Source organism: Pseudomonas sivasensis, assembly GCF_052938085.1.
Genome location: NZ_CP176442.1, coordinates 4567355 through 4592733 on the forward strand (window position 1 = coordinate 4567355; position 25379 = coordinate 4592733).

General features: G+C 60.2%; 25 protein-coding genes. 12 read left to right on the forward strand and 13 right to left on the reverse strand.

Annotated elements, in window-relative coordinates:
* Positions 1-44 precede the first annotated feature (44 nt).
* Entirely contained in the window at positions 45-2786 is a 2742-nt protein-coding gene (gene acnA / locus ACKZ62_RS21010; RefSeq protein WP_447095778.1) for an aconitate hydratase AcnA, read from the forward strand.
* A gap of 157 nt (positions 2787-2943) precedes the next feature.
* Here acnA and ACKZ62_RS21015 read toward each other — a convergent pair whose 3' ends face one another.
* The gene (locus ACKZ62_RS21015; RefSeq protein WP_447095779.1) at positions 2944-3882 is read right to left on the reverse strand and encodes an aspartyl/asparaginyl beta-hydroxylase domain-containing protein; all 939 of its coding nucleotides are present in this window, start codon (positions 3880-3882) and stop codon (positions 2944-2946) included.
* A gap of 145 nt (positions 3883-4027) precedes the next feature.
* Positions 4028-5002 (reverse strand): cysteine synthase A, encoded by a 975-nt coding sequence (gene cysK / locus ACKZ62_RS21020; RefSeq protein WP_122764924.1) that lies wholly within the window; start codon positions 5000-5002, stop codon positions 4028-4030.
* 124 nt (positions 5003-5126) lie between these two features.
* On the opposite strand from cysK, the gene ACKZ62_RS21025 reads away from it, so the two are divergent.
* The 3 genes from ACKZ62_RS21025 (at position 5127) to ACKZ62_RS21035 (ending at position 8349) form a co-directional block, all read left to right on the forward strand.
* On the forward strand, positions 5127-6203 hold the full coding sequence (locus ACKZ62_RS21025) for a DUF748 domain-containing protein (protein WP_122755744.1): 1077 nt from the start codon (positions 5127-5129) through the stop codon (positions 6201-6203).
* A gap of 122 nt (positions 6204-6325) precedes the next feature.
* Complete coding sequence (locus ACKZ62_RS21030; protein ID WP_003210690.1) at positions 6326-7171, forward strand: AAA family ATPase; 846 nt, start codon at positions 6326-6328, stop codon at positions 7169-7171.
* Positions 7171-8349 (forward strand): vWA domain-containing protein, encoded by a 1179-nt coding sequence (locus ACKZ62_RS21035; RefSeq protein WP_095184104.1) that lies wholly within the window; start codon positions 7171-7173, stop codon positions 8347-8349. The genes ACKZ62_RS21030 and ACKZ62_RS21035 overlap by 1 nt, the downstream gene beginning before the upstream one ends.
* A 149-nt stretch (positions 8350-8498) precedes the next feature.
* Here ACKZ62_RS21035 and ACKZ62_RS21040 read toward each other — a convergent pair whose 3' ends face one another.
* Genes ACKZ62_RS21040 through ACKZ62_RS21050 form a run of 3 tightly spaced genes read right to left on the reverse strand, consistent with a single transcriptional unit; the run spans position 8499 to position 10845 of the window.
* Positions 8499-9407, reverse strand: coding sequence for a 5-oxoprolinase subunit C family protein (locus tag ACKZ62_RS21040; RefSeq protein ID WP_447095780.1), 909 nt, complete (start codon positions 9405-9407; stop codon positions 8499-8501).
* Entirely contained in the window at positions 9404-10108 is a 705-nt protein-coding gene (gene pxpB / locus ACKZ62_RS21045) for a 5-oxoprolinase subunit PxpB (protein WP_095184102.1), read from the reverse strand. Before pxpB ends, ACKZ62_RS21040 begins: the two co-directional genes overlap by 4 nt.
* Positions 10105-10845 (reverse strand): 5-oxoprolinase subunit PxpA, encoded by a 741-nt coding sequence (locus ACKZ62_RS21050; RefSeq protein ID WP_122755742.1) that lies wholly within the window; start codon positions 10843-10845, stop codon positions 10105-10107. The genes pxpB and ACKZ62_RS21050 overlap by 4 nt, the downstream gene beginning before the upstream one ends.
* Before the next feature lie 177 nt (positions 10846-11022).
* Here ACKZ62_RS21050 and ACKZ62_RS21055 point away from each other — a divergent pair, with 177 nt between their 5' ends.
* Entirely contained in the window at positions 11023-11937 is a 915-nt protein-coding gene (locus ACKZ62_RS21055) for a LysR family transcriptional regulator (protein ID WP_032888752.1), read from the forward strand.
* Between the two features lie 123 nt (positions 11938-12060).
* Here the strand turns inward: ACKZ62_RS21055 and ACKZ62_RS21060 are convergent, their stop codons facing one another.
* The 3 genes from ACKZ62_RS21060 to ACKZ62_RS21070 are packed head-to-tail and all read right to left on the reverse strand — an operon-like array spanning position 12061 to position 13946.
* Positions 12061-12603, reverse strand: a complete 543-nt coding sequence (locus ACKZ62_RS21060; RefSeq protein WP_032888750.1) for a DUF2937 family protein — start codon at positions 12601-12603, stop codon at positions 12061-12063.
* Positions 12604-12614: 11 nt separating this feature from the next.
* The gene (locus ACKZ62_RS21065; RefSeq protein ID WP_024074057.1) at positions 12615-13391 is read right to left on the reverse strand and encodes a class II glutamine amidotransferase; all 777 of its coding nucleotides are present in this window, start codon (positions 13389-13391) and stop codon (positions 12615-12617) included.
* Positions 13392-13412: 21 nt separating this feature from the next.
* Entirely contained in the window at positions 13413-13946 is a 534-nt protein-coding gene (locus tag ACKZ62_RS21070; RefSeq protein WP_032888746.1) for a hypothetical protein, read from the reverse strand.
* Between the two features lie 24 nt (positions 13947-13970).
* Between ACKZ62_RS21070 and ACKZ62_RS21075 the strand changes: the two genes are divergently transcribed.
* Together ACKZ62_RS21075 and ACKZ62_RS21080 are read left to right on the forward strand one after the other, a co-directional pair.
* Entirely contained in the window at positions 13971-16013 is a 2043-nt protein-coding gene (locus tag ACKZ62_RS21075; RefSeq protein WP_447095781.1) for a S9 family peptidase, read from the forward strand.
* A gap of 67 nt (positions 16014-16080) precedes the next feature.
* Positions 16081-16554: a cyclic nucleotide-binding domain-containing protein gene (locus tag ACKZ62_RS21080; RefSeq protein WP_032888741.1), complete on the forward strand. Its 474-nt coding sequence runs from the start codon at positions 16081-16083 to the stop codon at positions 16552-16554.
* On the opposite strand, the gene ACKZ62_RS21085 is transcribed toward ACKZ62_RS21080, so the two are convergent.
* A complete protein-coding gene (locus tag ACKZ62_RS21085) occupies positions 16551-16829 on the reverse strand; it encodes a hypothetical protein (RefSeq protein ID WP_032888738.1) in 279 nt (92 codons plus the stop codon). The genes ACKZ62_RS21080 and ACKZ62_RS21085 overlap by 4 nt on opposite strands.
* A gap of 78 nt (positions 16830-16907) precedes the next feature.
* Here ACKZ62_RS21085 and ACKZ62_RS21090 point away from each other — a divergent pair, with 78 nt between their 5' ends.
* Positions 16908-17594 carry a spermidine synthase gene (locus ACKZ62_RS21090; protein WP_032888736.1) on the forward strand — a complete coding sequence of 229 codons (687 nt, stop codon included), beginning with the start codon at positions 16908-16910 and terminating at the stop codon, positions 17592-17594.
* A 131-nt stretch (positions 17595-17725) separates the two neighbouring features.
* Here ACKZ62_RS21090 and ACKZ62_RS21095 read toward each other — a convergent pair whose 3' ends face one another.
* Positions 17726-18646, reverse strand: a complete 921-nt coding sequence (locus tag ACKZ62_RS21095; protein ID WP_447095782.1) for a ParB/Srx family N-terminal domain-containing protein — start codon at positions 18644-18646, stop codon at positions 17726-17728.
* 101 nt (positions 18647-18747) lie between these two features.
* Between ACKZ62_RS21095 and ACKZ62_RS21100 the strand changes: the two genes are divergently transcribed.
* The 3 genes from ACKZ62_RS21100 (at position 18748) to ACKZ62_RS21110 (ending at position 20176) form a co-directional block, all read left to right on the forward strand.
* Positions 18748-19122: a YajD family HNH nuclease gene (locus ACKZ62_RS21100; RefSeq protein WP_003210675.1), complete on the forward strand. Its 375-nt coding sequence runs from the start codon at positions 18748-18750 to the stop codon at positions 19120-19122.
* Between the two features lie 168 nt (positions 19123-19290).
* Positions 19291-19758, forward strand: a complete 468-nt coding sequence (locus ACKZ62_RS21105; protein ID WP_003189607.1) for an RNA methyltransferase — start codon at positions 19291-19293, stop codon at positions 19756-19758.
* A gap of 67 nt (positions 19759-19825) precedes the next feature.
* Complete coding sequence (locus ACKZ62_RS21110; protein ID WP_095184096.1) at positions 19826-20176, forward strand: YgaP family membrane protein; 351 nt, start codon at positions 19826-19828, stop codon at positions 20174-20176.
* A gap of 145 nt (positions 20177-20321) precedes the next feature.
* Here ACKZ62_RS21110 and ACKZ62_RS21115 read toward each other — a convergent pair whose 3' ends face one another.
* Both ACKZ62_RS21115 and ACKZ62_RS21120 read right to left on the reverse strand, forming a co-directional pair.
* Positions 20322-21542, reverse strand: a complete 1221-nt coding sequence (locus ACKZ62_RS21115) for a M61 metallopeptidase family protein (RefSeq protein WP_095184095.1) — start codon at positions 21540-21542, stop codon at positions 20322-20324.
* 13 nt (positions 21543-21555) lie between these two features.
* Entirely contained in the window at positions 21556-22005 is a 450-nt protein-coding gene (locus ACKZ62_RS21120) for a YcgN family cysteine cluster protein (RefSeq protein ID WP_003172524.1), read from the reverse strand.
* Between the two features lie 153 nt (positions 22006-22158).
* Between ACKZ62_RS21120 and ACKZ62_RS21125 the strand changes: the two genes are divergently transcribed.
* Positions 22159-22743, forward strand: a complete 585-nt coding sequence (locus ACKZ62_RS21125) for a nitroreductase family protein (protein WP_032888724.1) — start codon at positions 22159-22161, stop codon at positions 22741-22743.
* 46 nt (positions 22744-22789) lie between these two features.
* Here the strand turns inward: ACKZ62_RS21125 and ACKZ62_RS21130 are convergent, their stop codons facing one another.
* The gene (locus ACKZ62_RS21130) at positions 22790-25324 is read right to left on the reverse strand and encodes an OspG family effector kinase (RefSeq protein WP_447095783.1); all 2535 of its coding nucleotides are present in this window, start codon (positions 25322-25324) and stop codon (positions 22790-22792) included.
* Between the last annotated feature and the right edge of the window lie 55 nt (positions 25325-25379).

Consider the following 25379-nt stretch of genomic DNA (forward strand, 5'->3'; position numbering starts at 1 on the left):
GTCCCGTCAGGTCCGTAGCCGTGCGGACCATAAGGAGTCATGTAATGTCATCCCTTGATAGCCTGAGAACCCTTAAAACTTTAGAAATCGACGACAAGACCTACCACTATTTCAGCCTGCCCGAAGCCGCCAAGAGCCTGGGCGACCTGGATAAGCTGCCGATGTCGCTCAAGGTGCTGCTGGAAAACCTGCTGCGCTGGGAAGACAACAAGACCGTCACCGGCGCAGACCTCAAGGCCATTGCCGCCTGGCTCAAAGAGCGCCAGTCCGACCGTGAGATCCAGTACCGCCCCGCCCGCGTGCTGATGCAGGACTTCACCGGTGTACCCGCCGTAGTCGACCTGGCCGCCATGCGCGCCGCCGTGGCCAAGGCCGGGGGCGACCCGCAGCGCATCAATCCGCTCTCCCCCGTGGACCTGGTGATCGACCACTCGGTAATGGTCGACAAGTTCGGCAATGCCGACGCCTTCGAAGAAAACGTCGATATCGAGATGCAGCGCAATGGCGAACGCTACGCCTTCCTGCGCTGGGGCCAGAGCGCCTTCGACAACTTCAGCGTGGTGCCGCCGGGCACGGGCATCTGCCATCAGGTCAACCTGGAATACCTTGGCCGCACCGTCTGGACCAAGGACGAAGACGGCCGCACCTACGCCTTCCCCGACACATTGGTCGGCACGGACTCCCACACCACCATGATCAATGGCCTCGGCGTACTGGGCTGGGGCGTGGGTGGCATCGAAGCGGAAGCGGCGATGCTCGGCCAGCCGGTGTCGATGCTGATCCCGGAAGTAATCGGCTTCAAGCTCACCGGTAAACTCAAGGAAGGCATCACCGCCACCGACCTGGTGCTGACCGTGACCCAGATGCTGCGCAAAAAAGGCGTGGTGGGTAAATTTGTCGAGTTCTACGGCGACGGCCTGGCCGATCTGCCCCTGGCCGACCGCGCTACCATCGCCAACATGGCCCCGGAATATGGCGCCACCTGCGGATTTTTCCCGGTGGATGACGTCACCCTGGATTATCTGCGTTTGTCCGGTCGTCCGGCGCAAACCGTGAAACTGGTCGAGGCTTACACCAAGGCCCAAGGCTTATGGCGCAATGCCGGTCAGGAACCGGTGTTCACCGACAGCCTGGCCCTGGACATGGGCAGCGTCGAAGCCAGCCTGGCTGGGCCAAAACGTCCACAGGACCGTGTGGCCCTGCCGAATGTCGGCCAGGCCTTCAGCGACTTCCTCGACCTGCAATTCAAACCCACCAACAAGGAAGAAGGCCGCCTGGAAAGTGAAGGCGGCGGTGGTGTGGCCGTGGGCAACGCCGACCTGGTGGGCGAAGCAGACTACGAGTACGAAGGCACGACCTATCGGCTGAAAAACGGCGCGGTGGTGATCGCCGCCATCACCTCCTGCACCAACACGTCCAACCCCAGCGTAATGATGGCCGCCGGGCTGGTGGCGAAAAAAGCCGTGGAAAAAGGCCTCACGCGCAAACCGTGGGTGAAGACCTCACTGGCTCCCGGCTCCAAGGTGGTCACCGACTACTACAAGGCGGCAGGCCTCACTCAATACTTGGACACCCTCGGCTTTGATCTGGTGGGCTATGGCTGCACCACCTGCATCGGCAACTCCGGGCCATTGCCCGAGCCTATTGAAAAAGCCATCCAGAAGGCCGACCTCGCCGTGGCCTCGGTACTGTCGGGCAACCGTAACTTCGAAGGCCGCGTGCACCCATTGGTGAAAACCAACTGGCTGGCATCGCCGCCGCTGGTGGTCGCCTATGCGCTGGCTGGCACCGTGCGCATCGATATCAGCAGCGAGCCGTTGGGTAACGATCAGGACGGAAACCCGGTCTACCTCAAGGACATCTGGCCAAGCAGCAAAGAAATTGCCGACGCCGTGGCGCAGGTCAGCACCAGCATGTTCCATAAGGAATACGCCGAGGTGTTTGCCGGCGACGAGCAGTGGCAGGCCATTGATGTGCCCCAGGCCGCGACGTACGTGTGGCAGAAGGATTCCACCTATATCCAGCATCCACCCTTCTTCGAGGACATCGACGGCCCGTTGCCGGTGATCAAAGACGTCATGGGCGCCAACGTGCTGGCGATGCTGGGCGACTCAGTCACCACCGACCACATCTCCCCCGCCGGCAATATCAAGGTCGACAGCCCCGCTGGCCGCTACCTGCGCGAGCAAGGCGTCGAACCGCGCGACTTCAACTCCTACGGCTCACGCCGCGGTAACCATGAAGTGATGATGCGCGGCACGTTTGCCAATATCCGCATCCGCAATGAAATGCTCGGTGGCGAAGAAGGCGGCAACACGCTGTACATCCCCACCGGCGAGAAGATGCCGATTTACGATGCGTCAATGAAATACCAGGCTTCGGGCACGCCGCTGGTGGTCATTGCAGGTCAAGAGTACGGCACCGGATCCAGCCGTGACTGGGCGGCCAAAGGCACCAACCTGCTGGGGGTCAAGGCGGTGATCGCCGAAAGCTTCGAGCGGATCCACCGTTCCAATCTGGTGGGCATGGGTGTGTTGCCATTGCAGTTCAAGCTGGATCAGAACCGCAAGGCGCTGAAGCTCACGGGCAAGGAGAAGATCGATATTCTCGGGCTGAGCGAGGTGGAGATCGTGCCGCGGATGAACCTGACGCTGGTGATTACCCGCGAGGATGGCAGCCGCGAGAAGGTCGAGGTGCTGTGCCGGATCGACACCTTGAATGAAGTGGAATACTTCAAGTCGGGGGGGATTTTGCACTATGTGCTGCGGCAGTTGATTGCGTCGTAAGGCGATCTCAAAAGCAATGGAGAACTAATGTGGGAGGGGCGGTGCGACGATTCGACTTGCTCCCGATAGCGGTGGATCAGTCATAGATGTTTTGACTGACATACCGCCATCGGGAGCAAGCCCCCTCCCACACTTTGACCGCGTTTAACGCTTCAGATCAGCCGAACAGCCACTTCCACAACAATACCAGCACCACTACCGCCAGCACCGGCCGCGCAATGCGGTAAGCCTTTGGATGCTTGCGCTTCCACTGTTTGACCACACCACTGAACTTGTCACTGAAGGTCTTGCTCCAGGCATACGCCTGGTTGATGCCGCCGACGCGCTCGTCATCCAGGTTCTGCGGCGCGGTGGCGCGGCCCAGTTGCTTGCTGACCCAACGGTTGACGCGGGTCATCACGCGATTACTCAGCGGGCGCTCGATGTCGCAGAACAGGATCACGCGTGTCTTCTCGGTTTCGTTCTTCACCCAGTGCACGTAGGTTTCGTCGAACATCACGTCCTCACCGTCACGCCAGGCATACACCTGGCCGTCGACGAAGATGCGGCAGTCGTCGGAGTTCGGCGTGGACAAGCCCAAGTGATAACGCAGGGAACCGGCAAACGGGTCACGGTGCGGGTTGAGGTGGCTGCCGCCCGGCAACAACGCAAACATCGCCCCTTTGACGTTAGGAATGCTGCTCACCAAGGCCACGGTTTTCGGGCACAGCGCCTCGGCCGATGGCAGGGGTTTGTCGTACCACTTGAGGTAGAAACGCTTCCAACCCTTTTTGAAGAACGAACCGAAACCGGCGTCGTTGTTCTTTTCGGCGGCGCGAATGTAACCCTCGTCGAACAGGTGCATGGCCTCTTCGCGGATCACTTCCCAGTTTTCCTTGAGCACGTCCAGTTCCGGAAACTTGCTGCGGTCCAGGTAAGGTTTGGACGGCACGGCCGAGAACAGGTACATCAAGGCGTTATAGGGGGCGAACAGCGCCGAATGGTTAACGAACTGGCGCAACATCGGTAAACGGGCCTTGCCGCGCAGGTGTACATACAGCGTGCTACCGATAAACAGCAGCAACACCGACAGTTTGGCGGCCAAAGAAAAGGTCATGCAGCAACTCCTGGAAATAAGCGTCTGGCCAACAACTTCCCGTCACGGGGAAACCAGACGTAGCAGCCAGCCATGATAAACAGTTGGGCCAGTATGCAGAAGGCCCAGGGTAACGGGGCTGACACACATCAACCCCAAACGCTCATCAGGCCTGGTTTTCCTGCTCGGTAAACAAATCGCTGAATAGCATGCTCGACAGGTAGCGCTCGCCGGAGTCCGGCAGGATCACCACGATGGTCTTGCCCTGCATTTCCGGCTTCTCGGCCAGGCGCACGGCCACGGCCATCGCTGCGCCACAGGAAATACCGCACAGAATTCCCTCTTCCTGCATCAGGCGCCGTGCCATGGCCTTGGATTCGTCGTCGGTCACCAACTCGACGCGGTCAACCATCGAAAGATCGAGGTTTTTCGGCACAAAGCCGGCGCCGATGCCCTGGATCTTATGCGGGCTGGGCTTGATTTCTTCACCGGCCAGCGCCTGGGTGATCACCGGCGACACAATCGGCTCCACCGCTACCGACAGAATCGGCTTGCCCGCTATGTTCTTGATGTAGCGCGACACACCGGTAATGGTGCCGCCGGTGCCCACGCCCGCTACCAACACATCGACCGCGCCGTCGGTGTCGTTCCAGATTTCCGGACCGGTGGTTTTCTCGTGGATCTCGGGGTTCGCCGGGTTTTCAAACTGGCCCGGCATGAAGTAGTTGGCTGGATCGTTGGCGACGATTTCGCCGGCCTTTTCGATAGCGCCTTTCATGCCTTTGGCCGGCTCGGTCAGGACCAACTCGGCGCCCAGCGCCTTGAGCACCTTGCGGCGCTCGATGCTCATCGACGCCGGCATGGTCAGCAGCAGCTTGTAACCACGGGCGGCGGCGACAAACGCCAGGCCGATGCCGGTGTTGCCAGATGTGGGTTCGACAATGGTCATGCCCGGTTTGAGTTTGCCGGTGCTTTCTGCGTCCCAGATCATGTTTGCGCCAATGCGGCACTTCACCGAGTAACCCGGATTACGCCCTTCGATCTTGGCCAGGATGGTCACGCCACGGGGGGCGATCCGGTTGATCTGCACCAGGGGCGTGTTACCGATGGAGTGCGCGTTGTCTGCAAAAATGCGGCTCATGACGGGTCCTATAGGCAATTTCAAGAAGGCAATAAGGGTATGCCTCGTACTGCAAAGCGTCCAGTCAGAGGAACGTTGCTCGGCTCGCGGCAGTCCATGTTTTACCTGCAAGGAGAACTGCCCGATGAAACGTCGCTACAGCTGGCCACTATGGACCGTCGCCGGATTGCTGGTGGTCATGGTTGCCTTAAGCATCGCCCTGCCCTACTTAGTGCGTAACTATCTGAATGACAAGCTCGCCGACATGGGCGATTACCGAGGCCGAATTACCGACGTGGACCTGGCGCTGTGGCGCGGCGCCTACCGGATTAACGGCCTTGAGATCATCAAGGTCGACGGCAAAGTGCCGGTACCGTTCGTCAAGGCGCCGCTGATCGACCTGGCGGTGAGCTGGCATTCGCTGTGGTACGACCATGCAGTGGTCGCCAAAATGCGTTTTATCGAGCCTGAAGTGAATTTCGTCGACGGCGGCGCTAACAAGCAGGCGTCCCAGACCGGTAAAGGCACCGACTGGCGCGAGCAGTTGAGCAAGCTGGCGCCGATCACCCTTGATGAAGTGCGTATCGAAGAGGGCAAGATTGCCTTCCATAACTTCAGTTCCAAACCCGTGGTGAAGATCGACGCGACCAACGTCAACGCCAGCTTTTATAACCTGACCAACGTCGTCGACGTCAAAGGCAAGCGCGACGCCCGCTTCGACGGCAAAGCCCTGCTGCAAGGCCAGGCCCCGCTGGAAGCCAGCGCCACCTTCGACCCGCTGAGCAATTTTGAGAACTTCGAATTTCGTTTCCGCGCCAAAGACCTGCAACTCAAGCGCATGAATGACTTTGCCTCGGCCTACGGTAAGTTCGACTTCAAGGCCGGCACCGGCGATGTAGTCATCGAAGCCCAGGCCGAAAAAGGCCAACTGACTGGCTATATCAAACCGCTGCTAAGGGATGTGCAGGTGTTTGACTGGCAGCAAGACGTGGAGAACAAGGACAAGAACATCTTCCGTTCGATCTGGGAGGCCGTGGTAGGTGCGAGCGAAACCGTGCTCAAGAACCAACAGAAAAACCAATTTGCCACCCGCGTCGAACTCAGTGGCAGCGTGCATCAGAAGGATGCCAGCGCGTTCTCTGCGTTTTTAGCGATTTTGCGCAATGGTTTTATCCAGGCGTTCAATGCGCGCTATGAACAGCCCAAACCCAGCGCAGATTAAAATATGGGAGGGGCAAGCCCACTCCCACATTGGTCATTCAGAGACTGAATAACCCGTCTGCGTTCACAGTCGCCGGGGCTGCGCGGTATAGTCCCGGCATTGATGAATGCGAGGAAACACCGATGAAGTTCGAAGGCACCCAGGCCTATGTGGCTACCGATGACCTGAAACTGGCCGTCAACGCCGCCATCACCCTGGAGCGGCCGTTGCTGGTCAAGGGCGAACCGGGCACCGGCAAGACCATGCTCGCCGAGCAACTGGCCGAATCCTTCGGCGCCAAGCTGATCACCTGGCACATCAAATCCACCACCAAGGCCCATCAGGGCTTGTACGAGTACGACGCGGTCAGCCGCCTGCGTGACTCGCAGTTGGGCGTGGACAAGGTGCACGACGTGCGCAACTACCTGAAAAAAGGCAAGTTGTGGGAAGCGTTCGAATCCGAAGAACGGGTGATCCTGCTGATCGATGAAATCGACAAGGCCGACATCGAGTTCCCCAACGACCTGCTGCAAGAACTCGACAAGATGGAGTTCTACGTCTACGAAATCGACGAGACCATCAAGGCCAAGAAACGCCCGATCATCATCATTACCTCCAACAACGAAAAAGAGCTGCCGGACGCGTTCCTGCGCCGCTGCTTCTTTCACTACATCGCCTTCCCCGACCGCACCACCCTGCAAAAGATCGTGGATGTGCACTACCCCGACATCAAGAAGGACCTGGTCAGCGAAGCGTTGGACGTGTTCTTCGACGTGCGCAAAGTACCGGGCCTGAAGAAAAAGCCATCCACCTCCGAACTGGTGGACTGGCTCAAGCTGCTGATGGCCGACAACATCGGCGAAGCGGTGCTGCGCGAGCGCGATCCGACCAAAGCCATCCCGCCGCTGGCCGGTGCCTTGGTCAAGAACGAGCAAGACGTGCAACTGCTGGAGCGTCTGGCGTTCATGAGCCGTCGCGGTAATCGCTAATGTTGCTCAACCTGTTCAACGAGATGCGCGCCGCCAAGGTGCCGGTGTCCGTGCGCGAGCTGCTCGACCTGATCAACGCGCTCAAGCAGCGCGTGACCTTCGCCGACATGGACGAGTTCTACTACTTGGCCCGGGCGATCCTGGTCAAGGACGAGCGGCATTTCGACAAGTTCGACCGCGCGTTCGGTGCCTATTTCAACGGCCTGGAAAAGCTCGACGACCATTTGCAGGCGCTGATCCCCGAAGACTGGCTGCGCAAGGAATTCGAGCGTTCGCTGAGCGATGAAGAACGCGCGCAGATCCAATCCCTTGGTGGCCTCGACAAGCTGATCGAGGAATTCAAAAAGCGCCTGGAAGAACAGAAAGAACGCCATGCCGGCGGCAACAAATGGATCGGCACCGGCGGCACCAGCCCGTTCGGCTCCGGCGGCTACAACCCCGAAGGCATTCGCGTCGGCGACGCCGGCAAGCGCCAGGGCAAGGCGGTGAAAGTCTGGGACCAGCGCGAGTACAAGAACCTCGACGACCAGGTTGAGCTGGGCACGCGCAATATCAAGATCGCCCTGCGCCGCCTGCGCAAGTTCGCGCGCCAGGGTGCGGCCGAAGAGCTGGACATCGACGGCACCATCGATCACACCGCCCGCGATGCAGGGCTGCTGAATATTCAGATGCGCCCGGAACGGCGCAACACCATCAAGCTTCTGTTGCTGTTCGATATCGGCGGCTCGATGGACGCCCACGTGAAGATCTGCGAAGAGCTGTTCTCGGCCTGCAAGACCGAGTTCAAGCACTTGGAATATTTCTACTTCCACAACTTCGTGTACGAGTCGGTGTGGAAGAACAACCAGCGCCGCACCTCGGAGCGCACTTCCACTCAAGACCTGCTGCACAAGTACGGCGCCGACTACAAAGTGATCTTTATCGGCGATGCGTCGATGGCGCCGTATGAAATCACCCAGGCCGGCGGCAGCGTCGAGCACTGGAATGAAGAGCCGGGGTATGTGTGGATGCAGCGCTTCATGGCCAAGTACAAAAAGCTGATCTGGATAAACCCGTATCCCAAGGATACGTGGGGTTACACCGCGTCAACGGGGATTGTGCGGGAGTTGGTGGAGGATCAGATGTATCCGCTGACATTGCGCGGGCTGGAAGAAGGGATGCGCTTCCTCTCCAAATAAACGCCGACCCAAATAATGCAGGAGATCTCATGTGGGAGGGGCGGTGCGACGATTCGACTTGCTCCCGATAGCCGTGTTTCAGTCAACACATCAGTGACTGAACCATCGTCATCGGGAGCAAGCCCCCTCCCACATTTTAAATTGCGGTGTTATGTAAATCGGCGCAAATATTCGACATGCTGCCGATGCGCCGTTTCCTGGACCACCGGTACCAACCTCACTTTCTCTCCCGGTAAACACTGCGCCAGTCGCGCCAGCGACAAAGGCGTCAACGCCCCCAGACGCGGATAACCGCCAATGGTCTGCCGATCATTGAGCAACACAATCGGCTGCCCATCCGGCGGCACCTGGATGCCACCCAACGGGATACCTTCGGAAATCAGCGACGGCCCTTGGTACCGCAACGGCGTACCGAGCAAGCGCATGCCCATGCGGTCAGCGCGACTGTCCAGGGCCCAATCGGTATTGAAGGCATCGAACAGGCTCTGGCCGCTGAACTGGCCAATTTGTGCACCGACGATCACATCCAGCGGCGCCTTGGCGGGCAACGCCTGTGCGCTCAGCACTTTCATCGCTCCGCCCGTCCCGGAATAACCCAACCGCCCACCCTCGGCCAACGCCTTGCCGAAACCGTCCAGCCCACCCAATTCTTCACGCACCACCGTCGCACAACTGCCCAGCACATCCGGCGCATCAAACCCGCCGGGTGCCGCCAGGTACGCCCGCGCACCGTTGAACGGCTGGGTAAAGCGCAAACGCTGGCCTTTTTGCAGGATAAAACTGCGTCCCGGACTGATAGGGCGTTCATCGACATACGCGCCCAGGTCCGCACCGGCCCAGGCCAGCAAGCAATACTCCTCGGCCTGCACGGTAAAGCCGCCGAGGGTGATCTCCACCACCGGTGCGTCCAGCGCATTGCCCAACAGCCAATTGGCCCACGACATCGACACCCAATCCAGCGCGCCGCCCTGGGTCACGCCCAGGTGGCGTACGCCAAAACGACCGGCGTCCTGCAACAGGCACAGCGGCGTGCTGGCCTCGATGATCAAGCGGCTCATGCCTGCGCCTCCAACGGCGTGTCATCGCCACCCAGGTTGATAAATTCGGCACGACTGACCGCTTCGAAGCGCACCGTGTCGCCAGGTTGCATGAGGCTGTAGCCGTCTCGCGCGCGGTCGAACAGTTTGGCGGGGGTGCGACCGATCAGGTTCCAGCCACCCGGAGAAACCACCGGGTAAGCAGCCGTTTGGCGCTCGGCGATCCCCACACTGCCAGCCGCCACGCGTTTGCGCGGTGTGCTGAGGCGTGGGCTGGCGAGGACTTCGTCCACCAACCCCATAAAGGCAAAACCGGGGGCAAAGCCAAGGGCGAACACCTGATATTCGTGGGCGCTGTGGAGACGGATCACGTCGTCGACGGCCAGGCCACTGCGCTGGCTGAGCAAGGTCAGTTCCGGACCGACGCTCAGGTCGTACCACACCGGCAGCACATGGCATTGACCGCTTCCCTGAGCCTGCGGCTGCAAGTCGGTGAGGGCGTGGTCGATCAGCTCTCGGGCCTGGGCAGGGCTCAGCGCGATGAGGTCGTAATGCACCATCAAGGTGGTGTAGGACGGCACCAGATCCACCAATGCAGCGCCGAACCCTTCTCGCAAGCGTTGCGCTGCGGCGAGCATCCACGGCATGTTGGCTTCTGCAATCGCATCGAACAGACGCACCATCAGGCAGTCGATGGCCACCACTTCAATCCGCGGCTTCATGCTGGCTTCAACGCCTCGCGGATACGCTGCACGGCAGCAATTGAACTGGCGTTGTCGCCATGCACGCACAGGGTATTGGCGTTTAGTACGAGGGCGCTGCCGTCGCTGGCCGTCAACGGTTCGCCACGAGAAATAGTCAGGGCTTGCTGGATGATCGTGTCGGCGTCGTGGTGCACAGCGCCGGGTAACTGGCGGGAAACCAAGTGGCCGTTATTGTCGTAGGCGCGGTCGGCGAATGCTTCAAACCACAGGGTCACGCCATACTCATCGCCCAATGCCTGGGCTGCGCTGTTATCGCGAGTGGCCAGCAACATCAGCGGCAAGTCACCATAAGCGGCCACCGCCTCGATGACCGCACGCAGTTGCTTCGGGTTGGCCATCATGTCGTTGTACATCGCGCCATGGGGTTTGACGTAGCTGACGCGGCCGCCTTGGGCACGGCAAATGCCGTCGAGGGCGCCGATCTGGTAGTGCAGCAGATCCTGGATTTCCTGAGGGGTATAGGCCATGGAACGGCGGCCGAAGCCTTGCAAATCCTGGTATGCCGGGTGCGCCCCCACTTGCACGCCATGCTTGAGCGCCAAGCTAACGGTTTTGCGCATGATGCTTGGGTCGCCGGCATGAAAGCCGCAGGCCACGTTGGCGCAATCAATGAACGGCATGACCTCGGCGTCCAGACCCATGGTCCAGTTACCAAAGCTTTCGCCGATATCGCAATTCAGTAAAAGACGGCTCACGGTCTGGCGCTCCTGTAGGACTTATTTTTTTGCAGTGTGGGATTTTTAACGCAGAACGTGCAACCTGTCCTGACACCCCCACGACGCTCATCGTGGAATACGCTCGATTTTTGGCGCTTGCCCGGTACGGCGTCCAACTAATAAAAACCGATCCATGCATAAGAAAAAGTTGATCCCATGAATTTGAAGTTCCTCGAAACCTTCGTCTGGGTGGCCAAGCTCAAGAGCTTTCGCCTGACTGCCGAGAAGCTGTTCACCACCCAGGCCTCGATCTCCAGCCGCATCGCCGTGCTGGAAAGCGAGCTGGGGGTGAAACTGTTTTTGCGTGATTCTCGAGGCGTAAGCCTGACCCCGGAAGGCTTGAAGGTGCTCGATTATGCCGAGCAGATGATGGTGACCATGCGGGGCCTGAAGCAGTCCCTGGAGACCACCAGCAGCAAGGTCGGGCGCATTCGGATCGGCGCGATGGACACGGTGATTCACACTTGGCTGAGCCCGTTGGTGGCGGAACTGATGGACCATTTCCCCTTGGTCGAAATCGAATTGGTCGCTGATACCGCGCTTAACCTCAGCGATCAACTGCAAAAAGGCTTCCTTGACCTGATCCTGCAAACCGACCTGCTGCGCCTGGAAACCGTGCGCAGCCTGGAACTGTGCAGCCATCCCATGGCCTGGATCGTCGCCAGCCAATCGATCTACAACCGCGACTACGCCTCCCTCGCCGAACTGGCTCAGGAGCGGATCATCACCTACTCGAAAAACTCGCACCCACATCAGGATGTGCTGAGCCTGATGCAGGCCAACGGCGTGGCCGCGCCAAGGATGAACTGTGTGAATTCGGTGTCGGCGATTACGCGGTTGTTGCGCGATGGATTCGGCATTGGCGCACTGCCGCCGGTGCTGGTCAGTGAGGAACTGGCGCGCGGGGAATTGGTAATGTTATCGATGGCGCAGAAACTGCCTAACCTGCAGGTGGTGGTGTCGTGGCGTGTGGGGGTGGAATTGGTGGAGGAGATTGTCGGGCTGTGCCAGAAGGTCGTTGCCCGCTATGCCGAGGAAGTTGGCGAAGAGCGGATGGTGCTGGCCCCCTGACGAAACCCGGTTAAAAATGTGGGAGGGGGCTTGCTCCCGATAGCGGTGGGTCAGTACCTGAAGTATTGACTGACCTACCGCTATCGGGAGCAAGCCCCCTCCCACATTTGACCGAGTTGGGCGTTAGAGACCTTTCAGGTCCCGCTCTTCAATCGGCCGGCTCTGGCGCAGGCGCTTGCCGCCCAACACGACCCAGTCGATCAGGCGGAACAGGCATTCCAATCCAAACGACAGCAGCATCGCCCCGCCCAATCCCCAACCCATGGCTTCTGGGGTCAGGAGGATCTGATAGCTGTAACCGTTCCAGGTTTCCTGGCGGATATCCGGGTCGGCGGCCACCGCCACTTGCAACGCGCGGATGTACCACGGGCCTTGCATGGCCTGGAATTGCTTGTCCAACGCAACTTGGCGATCAAGCATGGCGCCCAGGCTGTTGGCGTCGCTCTGGAAAACCGGGTCGTCACTGGCGCGGTAATGCGCGACCAACGCCTTCAAATCACCGTTGAAGAACTGCCGTGCGGTGGTTTCAAACCCGCTCAGACCCGTCTGGGCCTCTATCAAGTGGGCTTCGACGCGCTTGGCGTAATCGTTGATAAATCCCGGCACTTGCACGCCGACCAACAGGCCAATGGCAAACAGCACCAACCGCAGATAGCTGAGCAACATGGTCGATATCCTTACTCAGTAATGCCCTGGCTGACGCATTCACCGCGTCGCCACAGGCTCCATTGGCCCGGTTCGTAACGGGTCCAGTTTTCGTTGTCGGTCAACGGTTCGGTGGCGATTACCGTCACTACATCATTGGGTGTGGTTTCGGCCTGAAAATCGACGATCACGTCGACATCTTTCAAGCGCGCCGGACCGAACGGGGCACGCCGGGTGATCTGCGCCAATTTGGTCGAGCAGTAGCAAAACAACCAGTCGCCATCGCTGAGCAGGCAGTTGAACACGCCTTTGCTGCGGTATTCGGCACAGGCGGCGATCAGGTCCGGCAGCATCTGTTCGATGTCCACCGGCTCGGGGAAGGCTTCGCGCACGCGGTTGAGCAAGTCGCAAAAGGCCGCTTCGCTGTCGGTATCGCCGACCGGGCGGTAGAAGGTGGCGCGGGGGTTGAAGTCCGCCAGTTGGCCGTTATGGGCGAAACACCAGTTGCGGCCCCACAGTTCGCGCACGAACGGGTGGGTATTGGCCAAGCTCACCTTGCCCACGTTGGCCTGGCGGATATGGCCGATCACCACTTCACTCTTGATGGGATAACGCTGCACCAGCAGCGCGACTTCCGATTCACTGCTGGCGGCCGGGTCCTGGAACAGACGCAGACCACGGCCTTCGTAGAAAGCGATGCCCCAACCGTCGCGGTGGGGGCCGGTGCGCCCACCGCGCTGCATCAGCCCGGTAAAGCTGAACACGATATCGGTGGGGACGTTGGCACTCATGCCCAATAATTCACACATGCCAGGGCTCTCGCTGCAACGTTAAAGGCGCGGTTCGACCCGCATGCCACTGACAGGCGCCGGACGGCGGAATGGCTCGTCGTCTTCTTCCGCCGGCTCAGCGGCCAGGGCTGCATCTGTGGCAGCCTGGCGCTCACGACGCGCATTGGCGGCGCGCTCGATGGGCCAGCGGATCAACACAATCACCAGGTACACGCCAAAGGCGATCATGGTGTACATGAACAAATCTGAAATAGCCCGCCAGGCGTTATTGCCGACCTTGAGCACCAGGTCCAGGGCGGTAATTGCCACGGCCGGCGCGAACTGAGTCTTGACCGGGTCTACGATGGTCGGGCTGAACAGCAACACGGCCATCAGCAATTGCAGCGGCTCGCGCAACCAGCGCCACATCCAGCGCGTCATGCGCCACCACACCAACAGGCAGCCCAAAGCGGCGAAGGCGTAAAGGCCCCAAGCGGTCAGATAGTCGTTCTCGGTCATGGTGTCCATGGCAAGGTAGGCAAACAGGCGGCTATGATAACGGCTTTTGCGTGTCGCGGCTGCAAAGCCTGCCACCGTCCGCCAGATAGAGAATAATCCATGCCTGTATCGACGCCCCCGATTGCCCGAAAGGCCCCTGGCCAAGACCCTTACGCCTGGCTGCAAGAACGCGACAGCGCTGAAGTACTCGATTACCTCAAGGCCGAAAACGCCTGGCAGGAAGCCCAGCTCGCCGATCAGGCAGCCTTGCGCGAAAGCCTGTTTGAAGAGATCAAGGGCCGCATTCTCGAAACCGACCTGTCCCTGCCCTCGCCGTGGGGCCCGTACCTGTATTACACCCGCACCACCGCCGGTGACGAGTACGCCCGTCACTACCGCTGCCGCCGTCCGGCCGATGACAGCAACGTGGTGGACGACAGCAGCGAAGAGCTGTTGCTGGACCCGAACGAACTGGCCAACGGTGGCTTTTTCTCCCTCGGCGCATTCAGCATCAGCCCCGACCACAATCGCCTGGCCTACAGCCTGGACACCACCGGCGAAGAGATCTACACCCTGTTCGTGAAGGAATTGGCAACCGGCAAGGTCAGCGAACTGGAGTTCCAGGACTGCGACGGCAGCATGACCTGGGCCAACGACAGCCTGACCCTGTTCTTCGGCGAACTGGACGAAACGCACCGCCCCCACAAACTCTATCGCTATCGCCTGGACGGCACGGCGGCGCAGGAAGTGTTCCATGAGCCCGACGGGCGTTTCTTCCTGCATTGCTACCGTTCCAGCTCCGAGCGCCAGTTGCTGGTGGCCCTGGGCAGCAAGACCACTAGCGAAGTCTGGGCCCTGGACGCCAACCAACCGCAGCAGGATTTCACCTGCCTGGCGCCACGGGTCGACGATCACGAATACGATGTCGACCACGGCCAACTGAATGGCGCCTGGACTTGGTTTATCCGTAGCAACCGTGATGGCATCAACTACGCCCTGTTTGTCGCAACCGACATTGGCGACGTGCCGACCGAGGATGAGTGGCAAAACCTGATCCCCCACAGCGATGAGGTGATGCTCGACGGCGTCAGCCTGAACACCAGCGCCATGACCTTAAGCCTGCGCATCGGCGGCCTGCCGGTGATCGAAGTGCACCCCGAGGGCCTGCCTGCCTATCGCGTGGAATTACCTGACGCCGCCTACAGCCTCTACGTACAGAACAGCCTGGAATTCGTCAGCGACAAGATCCGCCTGCGCTACGAAGCCCTCAACCGTCCGGCCCAGGTACGCCAGCTGGAACTGGCCAGCGGTGCGCAGCTGGTGCTGAAGGAAACCCCGGTACTCGGCGTGTTCAACGCCGACGATTATGTGAGCCAGCGCCTGTGGGCTACCTCCGCCGATGGTACTCAGGTGCCGATCAGCCTGGTGGTCAAGCGCGACCAACTCGGCAAAACCACACCGCTGTACCTTTACGGCTACGGCGCCTACGGTTCGAGCCTCGACCCATGGTTCTCCCACGCACGCCTGAGCCTGCTTGATCGCGGCGTGGCGTTTGCCATCGCGCATGTGCGTGGCGGCGGCGAACTGGGTGAAGCCTGGTACCGCAATGGCAAGCAGGAACACAAGCAGAACACCTTCAGCGACTTTATCGCCTGCGCCGAACACCTGATCGCTCAAGGCCTGACCACCTCCAAGCAGCTGGCCATCAGCGGCGGCAGTGCCGGTGGCCTGTTGATCGGTGCGGTGCTCAACCAGCGTCCGGCGCTGTTCCAGGCGGCGATTGCCGAAGTGCCTTTCGTTGATGTGCTCAACACCATGCTCGACCCGGAGCTGCCGTTGACCATCACCGAGTACGACGAATGGGGCAACCCCGAGGAGCCCGAGGTGTACGAGCGCATCAAGGCCTACGCGCCGTACGAAAACGTCCAGGCCCAGGCCTACCCGCACATGCTGGTGATCGCCGGCTACAACGACAGCCGCGTGCAGTATTGGGAAGCGGCCAAGTGGGTGGCCAAGCTGCGTGACACCAAGACCGACGACAACCTGCTGCTGCTCAAGACCGAACTGGGTGCCGGCCATGGTGGGATGAGCGGTCGTTACCAAGGATTACGTGACGTAGCGCTCGAATATGCATTTGTGTTCAAGGCGCTGGGGTTGATTTAGGAACTTAGCGCGGCGGGCCTGTCTGAACACAGGACCGCCTACTGATTGATGGACCAAGATTGCAGCCATGGCACTACCGACGCTAATGAATACCGAAATCCGCGACATGCTCATGGACTGCGGCCTGTTCGACCCTTTGTTGCCGGAAGATTTTCACGTCGCCGCCGGCTACTTCAATATCAGCAGCATTGCCCAGGACGAAGCGATCTTCCTCGAAGGCGATGCCGGCACGTTCATGTGCATCATCCATAGCGGCCAGGTGGCGGTGCAGAAAACCAATCACGACGGCCAGCGCCTGACCATCGCCACCCTGCGCAGCGGCCGGGCTTTCGGTGAGATGGCAGTACTCGACGGCGAGCGTCGCTCCGCCAGTTGCGTGGCTGCCAGTGATTGCGTGCTGTTGAACTTGGGCAAGGACTCCCTGGAAAAGATGCTCAACGAAACCCCGCGAGTGGCCGCGAAGATCATCCGCGCGATTGCGATTGCCCTGTCCAAGCGACTGCGCATGGCTGATGGGCAGTTACTGTCGCAACAGTTTTAACCGCCGGGGGTCTTTGGTTTGCTGTCGTTCTGCTGCAGGCCGGGCACCGTCTGGTCCTTCGGTGGCGTCGGTAACACGATGGGCGCCAAGGGCGGCGAGCCGTTGGTCTTGGGCAGCGCTGGCGGGCTGACTTGGGGATACAGCGTCGGCGTCGGCGTGCCCGGTGCACCGGGGGTTGGCGCGGGCGCGACCGGTACGGTTTGCAACTCCTGAGCCTGCGCCGCACCCAATGCGAGCGCGCTCAACACAATGACCGTTAGAATGCTGCACTTCATCGATGGCTCCATGGCCTGACCGGAATGTCGTAAGGCTACTCCCAACCGCGCAAGAATGCCCTTCCCAATGAGATTTCCATGAAACGTTTCGTTCTGCTGGACACCACCCCGATCCCCGACAACGGCGGTGCCTTGTGCCTGTTCGAATACGGCGAGGATTTTGTCATCAAGATCCAGGGTGGTGACGGCGGCCAGTTGATGAACACGCGCATGCACGGATCCGAAGATGCGCTGGCAGAAATTCCCTGCCGCAAAGTTGCCGGTCGTCCTGATTCACGGGTGCTGATTGGTGGTTTGGGCATGGGCTTTACCCTGGCCTCGGCCCTCAAGCATTTGGGCAAGACTGCCGAAGTGGTTGTCGCCGAACTGGTGCCGGGCGTCGTGGAATGGAACCGTGGGCCGCTGGGGGAAAAATCCGGGCGCCCACTGCTGGACCCGCGCACCGTGATCCGCATGGAGGACGTGGCCAAGGTGCTGCAAGCCGAGCCCCAAGGCTTTGACGCGATCATGCTCGACGTCGACAACGGCCCCGAAGGCCTCACGCAAAAGGCTAACAGCTGGCTCTACTCTGCCGGTGGCCTGGCCGCCTGCGCCAAGGCCTTGCGGCCCAAGGGCGTGCTGGCGGTGTGGTCAGCGAGTGCCGACAAACTGTTCAGCGACAAACTGCGCAAGGCCGGTTTCAAGGCCGAGGAAGTGCAGGTATTTGCCCATGGCAACAAGGGCACCCGACACACCATCTGGATTGCGGAGAAGCTCAAGGGCTGAGCACCATTAACCAAATCACTGGAGATCCAATGTGGCAGGGGGCTTGCCCCTGATAGCGGTGGTTCAGTCAAAACATTTGGTGACTGACACTACGCTATCGGGGCAAGCCTCCTCCCACATTTTGATCCCTGTCAGTTGTGGGATTTGCGGTAGTCGATCACGTACGGGACTTTTTTGTCGAAGGTCTTCTGCAGCTCATCGCGATCCAGTTGGGTCATCCCACCCAGTTGCTGGGCGGTAAAACCGCTGCCTCCCACCGGTGATCCCGGCGCCAGGCTGACCATGCGCTTGGCGACCGCTTCGATCGCATCCTTGTAGCCGCCTTTTTTGTCCAGGTTGTACTGGCCCAGATCAATTTGCGTGCGCAGCCAGTTACCCCAATAGAACTCCAGGAATTCCGGGGCGATCTCGCCACCATCCGGCTTGCCATAGGCGGCCTTGCGGGTGAAATACACCAGGCTGCGGAAGGTGTCGTCCTGCAGATTCTTGAAGCCCAGGTGAGCAGGCAGTTGCGTAGGCGGCAGGGTCTGGCCCCGGTTGTCCTTGAGCCAGACCTTGCGCGCCGCTTCCATACGCTGCCAGAAGGTGGCGAGGTCTGGGCTGTTGCTGAAATCGTCAGTCACCTTGACCCACATTTTCAACTGAGGGCCGGCACCCGGCGTTTGCCAAAGGGTGGTGAAACTGTGGTGACCGTCGGTCAGGTACAACTGGCCACCAGGGCCGACCACCACGGTTTTCATGTCTTCGGGATGAGTGCCTACCGGGTCTTTGCACGTGAAACTGGAAGGTGCAAGCAGGCTGGCGTTCTTGGGCACCTTGTCGGCCTCGCCCTGGCCGTTGGTTTCGCAGTATTCATCGAAGGCTTTGGTGGGTTTGTCGGCGAACAGCCCGAGGCTGTAGTAGATCTGGTCGAAACCCACCACGGCCTGGGTCGGGTGCAACTGTTCAAGGGTGACCTCAATCACCTGCCCGGGCTTGGGCGTCGAAAACGCTTGGGTTTGAGCCGCCAGCGCGCAGAAAAGCAGTGCAATTGTCCATGTGTACCAACGCATAGGTTTCAGATCCTTGTGAAATGAATGAACCGATACTACAAACGCCCGCCGACGGCTAGAATCAACGTTATCCGTGACCCACAAAATAGCCAGGAGCCATGATGAGCTCGACCAACCCGCCCTCCCACACCGCCAAGCTGGACCGCATCCTCGCCGATGCCCAGCGTGACCGGGAAATGGGCTACCGCGACAAAGCCCTCAAGATGTACCCCCACGTGTGCGGCCGCTGCGCCCGTGAATTCGCCGGCAAGCGCCTGAGCGAACTCACCGTACACCACCGCAACCACAATCATGATGACAACCCTCAGGACGGCTCCAACTGGGAGTTGTTGTGCCTGTACTGCCACGATAACGAACACTCGCGCTACACCGATCAGCAGTACTTCGGCGAAGGCTCCACCAGCAGCCCGACGATTGCCAAGGCCACGCATAACCCGTTTGCGGCGCTGGCGGGGTTGATGAAGAAAGACGACTGAAGAGTGTCGTCGCCTGTCCTGGCCTCATCGGGAGCAAGCCCCCTCCCACATTTGAAAGTGTTCACAACTCAAAATGTGGGAGGGGGCTTGCTCCCGATAGCGTTAGCCCAAGCAATACATCACCTTCAAGCCGTATAATCGCCGCTTTTCTCCAAGGCACCCTTCCCCGTGGGCAATAAACGCTACAGCTGCATCGGTCTGTATAACCCCAAATCCCCCGAAAACGTCGGCTCGGTCATGCGTGCCGCCGGTTGCTACGGCGTGGCCTCGGTGTTCTACACCGGCGTGCGTTACGAGCGCGCCCGGGACTTCATCACCGACACCAAGAAGGTCCATCACGATATTCCGCTGATCGGTATCGATGACCTGAAAAAAATCCTGCCCCTGGGCTGTATCCCCGTCGCCGTGGAACTGGTGGAGGGCGCCCGCCCGCTGCCCGAGTACACCCACCCCGACCGCGCGCTGTATATCTTCGGCCCGGAAGACGGCTCGCTGGATAAAGAAATTCGGGACTGGTGCGAAGACGTGGTCTACATCCCGACCACCGGCTGCATGAACTTGGCCGCCACGGTCAACGTGGTGCTCTATGACCGCCTGGCCAAGGGCAACAACACCCGTTCGGGCCCCAAGTATTGATTTTTTGGGAACATCCGACGCCCGCCAGCAGTCAGCTACTTACACTTGCCCTTGTTGGAGACAGATCATGAGCGACAGCAAAAACGTGCGACCTATCATCGAGCACACGCCCTTCCAGAGCCAGCCGACGCAAAACGTCCACGGCTGGGAACGCATCGGCTCGGTGGCCGGTGGCGTGATGATGGTCGGCAAAGGCCTGCGCCGTGGCGGGATTTTCGGTTTGATCCAGGTGGCGATTGGCGGTGTGGCACTGGCCCGTGGTTTTACCGGGCACAGCTCGCTCAAGGACAAGCTGGAACAGGGTCGCCAGGAAATGAACAGCGTGCGTACGAAGATCGAGCGTGCGGGTGCAGAGCTGAAAAACCTGAAGACCAAGGCTGAAGTGGCGGCTGAGAAAGCTGTGAAAACCACAGGCTGAACCTGGCTTTCGGTAGGTTAGAGATCCAAATGTGGGAGGGGGCTTGCTCCCGATAGCAGAATGTCAGTCAGCACATGTTGTGACTGAATCAGCGCTATCGGGAGCAAGCCCCCTCCCACATGTTGATTGATGCAGAGGTTGAAAATCAGCGCAGTAGCTTGGTATCCAGCACCACCGACGACTCGCCAATAATGCTCTCAGCCAGCTGCACGAACTCCGCCGTCGTAATGCTGTTCGCCCGCATCACCGCTTGCGCGAGGTCATCCAGCGAGCGTTTATTATGGGTTTTCACCCGAATCTCGCTGTCCAGCTCCTGCAATATCACCACTGCCCGCGACACGGTTGCACCACTGACATGCTCGCCGCGTAGCGTCGTGACATCTTTGCCCTCCTTGCTCAACCGCGCCTGTATCGCCTGATACCGCTCATCGGTGATCCCACCGGCACGGCGCACCAGTTCGATGGCGTAATACTCCCCAAGCCCTTCGCTGATCCAGTCACTGGTGTCGTGATCGTTGAAACGTCCGATCGCCTGCACTACTTCACGAATCAACGGGCTGCTGCCGTTTTCGCTGACCAGCGGTGTGCGGCTGTTGAGGTAGATCGAGTCATGCGCCGAGAACACGCCACGGCGCATCGGATCACTGGCGCCCACCACCAACAGCTTGGCCGGATGACGCGGGAACGCGGCTTCGACCTGGGGCCAGACAAAGGTCAGCAACGTCAGCACGTCCATGCGGCGCATGGCCTGACCCTTGGGCGACGCCACGGTGACTTCGGTTTCGCCCAGGCGCACGCGGCGACTGCCAAGCGTGCCCGCGAGCATCCAGCCGGTGGGCCGGTCGAACAGGCGGGAAACGTTGTCGATGCGAAATTTATTCTTGCCGATACGGGGCCAGGCGGTTTCGACGCTTTTCCAGCCCGCAGGCAATTCGAACACCAGGCGCGAGATCAACTCGACGCCGTCCTGCTGGTCGAGCCGCGCGGTCGGCACCAGGTCTTCGCCGCGAAACAGCGCCCAACTCGCAGTCATACGTGCTTCATAGCTGCCCGGCTTGCGCGCCTGGGTGAGGTGCACGCGGTAGGTCAGACTGGCCTTGTCGGCGCTGGGCTGCCACACGCCCCGCTGGCCACTGACCTTCCACTGGCCGTCGGCCTTGAAGTCGCTGTAACTGCCTGCCGGGCCCAAGTCAAAATCCAGGCTGCGCACGGCCGAGCCTTGTGACAGGCTCAGGCGTACTTCAGCCTGATCGCTCTGGGGCAGCAATTTAACGTGATAATCCAGGTCGACTTTCCTGGCGCACCACGCAGGCATGCTCAGCGCCAGCAGCACCAGGCATGCCGCCAGCTGGGTTCCCACCTTCATACACACTCCTTTTTCAGCCTGCGCGGAAGATCAGGTAATCCTCCCAGTCGTCTTCAGGCACGCTGCCTTCGCTGAGCATGCGTCCAGACTGGGAAATGCGTTCGTGGTGCACGGCGTCGCGGTCGCCACAGACCAGGTGGTGCCACAGCGGTAAATCCTTGCGCTCGCTGACCAGGCGGTAGCCGCAGGTGGGCGGCAGCCATTTGAACTGATCGGCCTGGCCTGGGGTGAGCTGGATGCAGTCGGGCACCGAGGCGCGGCGGTTGGGGTAGTCGGTGCACTGGCAGGTTTTCAGGTCCAGCAGTTTGCAGGCGATACGGGTGTAATAGACGCTGTTGTCGTCTTCATCCTCAAGCTTTTGCAGGCAGCACAGGCCACAGCCGTCGCACAATGACTCCCACTCCTCCTGGTCGAGGTGTTCAAGGGTTTTGCGTATCCAGAAAGGTTCGACTTTGGCGGCCATGGCTCTGCATCAGTATCGGTAGGTGAAAAGGCCGCCAGTCTAGTGCCCAAGCCCCTTGGAACCAAGCGCTTACGACTGGCGGTGTTACAACACTTGTCAGTCTAGCGGGCGCGCAGTAGCTTTGAGCGCCGAATTGACGATCAGGACCTGCTCATGACACGTGTTGCCGACTATCCGATCCACACCCAGTTCACCGACCGCTGGTCGCCCCGCGCCTTCACTGGCGAGAGCATCTCGAAAGAGACGCTGCTGAGTTTCTTCGAAGCTGCACGCTGGGCGCCGTCGGCCTACAACTCGCAGCCGTGGCGGTTTCTCTACGCGCGCCGCGACACGCCGGACTGGGAACGTTTCCTGGGCCTGCTCAATGAATTCAACCGCGGCTGGGCGCAGCATGCCTCGGCCCTGGTGATCATCGCCTCGAAAACCGACTTCGTCGCTCCCGGTGCCACTGAAGAAACCCCGGCGCTGTGGCACACCTTCGACACCGGCTCTGCTTGGGGCCACCTGGCACTGCAAGCCAGCCTCAGTGGCTGGCACACCCACGGCATGGCCGGTTTCGATCAGGAGCTGACACGCAAGGAGTTGAAGATTCCGGAAGGTTACGCGCTGCACGCAGCCGTGGCCGTTGGCAAGCTGGGAGACAAGTCGACCCTGCCGGAGTACCTGCAAGGGCGTGAAGTGCCGAGCCCGCGCAAGCCGCTGAGCGAGCTGGTGTCCGAAGGTGATTTCGGCCTCTGACAGCCAGCACCCTGCCGCCTGAACGCGGCAGGGTGTCTCTTGAGGATTACCGGGCGATCAGTTCGCTGAACGCCGAGCGCAGCTGCGTGATTTGCCGGTCATACACGTTCTTGACCGCCGGCACCATGAACTCGGCGGGCATACCGTTCATGTCGATGGGATAGAGCTTGTTGTCTGTTTTTGAGTACATGAAGTTACTCAACTGCGGGTCGTTATGAAAAATATCCCTGGCCTCCATTTGCGCTACCGCGTCGTCGAGTAACGAACGAGCTTCGGCGGGCAGGCTGCCTTTTTCGACATGGGCAAGATCAACCCCGTCAATTTTGCCCATCTTTATGTATTTGCGGCCGTCCTCGATCAATACCTCGGCAAAGCCCTCTCCGTAGTACTTGTTCAAATTGACCACTTCCATGTCGACGTAGCCCTCTACCGAGGTCAAGCGGGTCGGCCCCAAATCTTTATAAACACTCTTACCGTCGAGGCTTGTATACACCACGCCTTCGCCCCCACGGCCGATTTCGGGGCCGAGATCGGCTTTGACCGCAACCGGCTGGCCGCCCCGCGCACCCAGTCGCCGCCATTGGTCATCCTGCACACGTTCGAGTAACAACGGAGTTTGCCGGTTGTTGTGGTACACCCGCGCCTGCACGCTGCCGTCCGCGCCGCGGGACACCTGCCGGACCTCATAAACGCCAGCCTGGCCGGACGCGTCGAGATGGCGCACATACGAGCGATGGCCGTCGGCAGCAACGTACACGCCCTGATTATTGCGCGAGAGCCCGGTGAGGCTCGACTCCGGTGCCCTGTAATGACGAAACAGCCCGTTGCTCAGCTCACCGGCAGAAGCACTGCCCCTGGTCACCCACCTGCCTCCGCTCACCAGCAGATCGCCGACGCCGCTCAAGGGGTTGAAGGCCTCCACCGCCGTTGCGCCAACAAACCTCACCGCCTTGGCCGCCTGGCGCGCAGTGGTCAAGGCGCCGCCCAGCACCTTACCCGCCTGCACGGCTTTGCCGGCGCCCAACGTAACCAGGCCAACCGCATCCAGGCCCAGGTCGAACACGCCCTGCCCGATATTGCCGTTTTGGAAGTTGACGATAGCCGAGCGCAAGGGGATCAAGTTCAGGAAGAATTCGCCAATGGCTTCATTGCGGGCGCTGTCTTGATCAAAGGACGTCAGGCCCCGGGCCTCGTTCATCAGATCGTCGTTGTTCAGGTCGAGGGATTTGACGAACACATCAGCAATGGCATGGCTGCGCCGCGAGTTGAGACTGTCAGAGGCTTGGGTGCCTTGGGGTTGCGCCGGGAAATCGCTGTCGGGCTCAAACTGAACGGTTCTAGAAAGAATATTCGCCTCGCGCGATTCCATATTCGCAGCGGTGTAAGGCGGAGTACGTCGGCGCAATAGAAAGTTTTCTTTCTCAACGGTGCCGTTTCGCGTGTCGAGGGTATAGAGATTGACCTCGCCGTTTCGAGTCGCCTTCACCTCCAGCGTATGGCCGCGCACGTGCAGCGCCGGCGGAGTAAACAGGTCTTTGGCGATTATGTACTGGTTGGTGTGGAAGAATTCGAGCTTGCCGAACTCCAGGTTATTGCGGTCCTCCAGGGGCAACGTGGCGATCATCTGCCGCACGCGACTCTGTTGCCCGGTTTGATGGGCGCTGATCGCCTGGTCGTAGGCCTTCGTGAATGCGCTGGCGACCTCCAGCTTGCCTTGTTGGTAAAGGCTGCAAAAACGGTCAATGGGCAGGCGTTTGTTATTGCTCACCCAATGCTCATCGGTCGCCAATGGGCCGCCGTGCATGACGATATCCAGCATAGAGCGTGAGCCGGGATGGATGCCTGGGCGCCCTTTGGTGAGCCTGGCCTTTTGAAAATGCCTGACTTCGAAGAGGCTCGGGTCGACGTCAGGAAACGCCCGCTCAAGCAGGGCCAGCGCCATGGCTCTGCGACTGGGGATTGGCGTTTGCAGGAGGGCGCTGGTGCTTTTCAGCGCGCTGAGCTGTTCGTTGTAGGCCGCCCTCAGGCGCTCCATTGCACTGGCCGATGGCATCTCATCGGTGCGGGTCAGCACACCGTTGGCCTCGCCCCACTCCGTCAGGGCCTGCCCATCGATGCGCTGGCGAGTGACAGCGTCAAGGGTGAGCGATTCGGCGTTCAGCAAAATTTCGGCATACCCCATACCGAGCGTGCGGCCTGGCGCGTGGGCTTCGATCCTGCCCACAGCCATCGCCAACTGAGCCCAGAGCACACTGGCGCAGGTCACGCTGGCGGGAATGTCCTTGACCAAATATTCAGGTGCGGAATTGATCAGTAAGCGATACGCGGCCTGGTGGGCTGCTTGAACGCTGGTACCGCCTTTTTCGAGTAAATGGCTGGCCAATCGTTGGATGACGACCGAGGGCGGCTGCCCCCAGTGGTCGCTACGCGTCAGGTCAAAGCCGGACAAGTCTTCAAGCGGTGCAGGGACATCGACCGGACGCGACGGGTCAGGCTCGCGGTCGGGGGTGCGGGTTACGTCGTTGTGGTGAGCGGGCGCCATCGGGCGCGGCTGAACAGCGGGGGAAATAAGGGGCGTCATGGAAATACCTGTCCTTAGCCAAAAGGAATCCGTTAAAGGCGCGACCTTGCGCCCT

What these genes read in the sequence shown, in the direction of transcription:
- acnA (WP_447095778.1), top strand. Translation starts at nt 45, where the DNA reads ATGTCATCCCTTGATAGCCTGAGAACCCTTAAAACTTTAGAAATCGAC.
- ACKZ62_RS21015 (WP_447095779.1), bottom strand. Translation starts at nt 3,882, where the DNA reads ATGACCTTTTCTTTGGCCGCCAAACTGTCGGTGTTGCTGCTGTTTATC.
- cysK (WP_122764924.1), bottom strand. Translation starts at nt 5,002, where the DNA reads ATGAGCCGCATTTTTGCAGACAACGCGCACTCCATCGGTAACACGCCC.
- ACKZ62_RS21025 (WP_122755744.1), top strand. Translation starts at nt 5,127, where the DNA reads ATGAAACGTCGCTACAGCTGGCCACTATGGACCGTCGCCGGATTGCTG.
- ACKZ62_RS21030 (WP_003210690.1), top strand. Translation starts at nt 6,326, where the DNA reads ATGAAGTTCGAAGGCACCCAGGCCTATGTGGCTACCGATGACCTGAAA.
- ACKZ62_RS21035 (WP_095184104.1), top strand. Translation starts at nt 7,171, where the DNA reads ATGTTGCTCAACCTGTTCAACGAGATGCGCGCCGCCAAGGTGCCGGTG.
- ACKZ62_RS21040 (WP_447095780.1), bottom strand. Translation starts at nt 9,407, where the DNA reads ATGAGCCGCTTGATCATCGAGGCCAGCACGCCGCTGTGCCTGTTGCAG.
- pxpB (WP_095184102.1), bottom strand. Translation starts at nt 10,108, where the DNA reads ATGAAGCCGCGGATTGAAGTGGTGGCCATCGACTGCCTGATGGTGCGT.
- ACKZ62_RS21055 (WP_032888752.1), top strand. Translation starts at nt 11,023, where the DNA reads ATGAATTTGAAGTTCCTCGAAACCTTCGTCTGGGTGGCCAAGCTCAAG.
- ACKZ62_RS21060 (WP_032888750.1), bottom strand. Translation starts at nt 12,603, where the DNA reads ATGTTGCTCAGCTATCTGCGGTTGGTGCTGTTTGCCATTGGCCTGTTG.
- ACKZ62_RS21065 (WP_024074057.1), bottom strand. Translation starts at nt 13,391, where the DNA reads ATGTGTGAATTATTGGGCATGAGTGCCAACGTCCCCACCGATATCGTG.
- ACKZ62_RS21075 (WP_447095781.1), top strand. Translation starts at nt 13,971, where the DNA reads ATGCCTGTATCGACGCCCCCGATTGCCCGAAAGGCCCCTGGCCAAGAC.
- ACKZ62_RS21080 (WP_032888741.1), top strand. Translation starts at nt 16,081, where the DNA reads ATGGCACTACCGACGCTAATGAATACCGAAATCCGCGACATGCTCATG.
- ACKZ62_RS21085 (WP_032888738.1), bottom strand. Translation starts at nt 16,829, where the DNA reads ATGAAGTGCAGCATTCTAACGGTCATTGTGTTGAGCGCGCTCGCATTG.
- ACKZ62_RS21090 (WP_032888736.1), top strand. Translation starts at nt 16,908, where the DNA reads ATGAAACGTTTCGTTCTGCTGGACACCACCCCGATCCCCGACAACGGC.
- ACKZ62_RS21095 (WP_447095782.1), bottom strand. Translation starts at nt 18,646, where the DNA reads ATGCGTTGGTACACATGGACAATTGCACTGCTTTTCTGCGCGCTGGCG.
- ACKZ62_RS21100 (WP_003210675.1), top strand. Translation starts at nt 18,748, where the DNA reads ATGAGCTCGACCAACCCGCCCTCCCACACCGCCAAGCTGGACCGCATC.
- ACKZ62_RS21110 (WP_095184096.1), top strand. Translation starts at nt 19,826, where the DNA reads ATGAGCGACAGCAAAAACGTGCGACCTATCATCGAGCACACGCCCTTC.
- ACKZ62_RS21115 (WP_095184095.1), bottom strand. Translation starts at nt 21,542, where the DNA reads ATGAAGGTGGGAACCCAGCTGGCGGCATGCCTGGTGCTGCTGGCGCTG.
- ACKZ62_RS21120 (WP_003172524.1), bottom strand. Translation starts at nt 22,005, where the DNA reads ATGGCCGCCAAAGTCGAACCTTTCTGGATACGCAAAACCCTTGAACAC.
- ACKZ62_RS21125 (WP_032888724.1), top strand. Translation starts at nt 22,159, where the DNA reads ATGACACGTGTTGCCGACTATCCGATCCACACCCAGTTCACCGACCGC.
- ACKZ62_RS21130 (WP_447095783.1), bottom strand. Translation starts at nt 25,324, where the DNA reads ATGACGCCCCTTATTTCCCCCGCTGTTCAGCCGCGCCCGATGGCGCCC.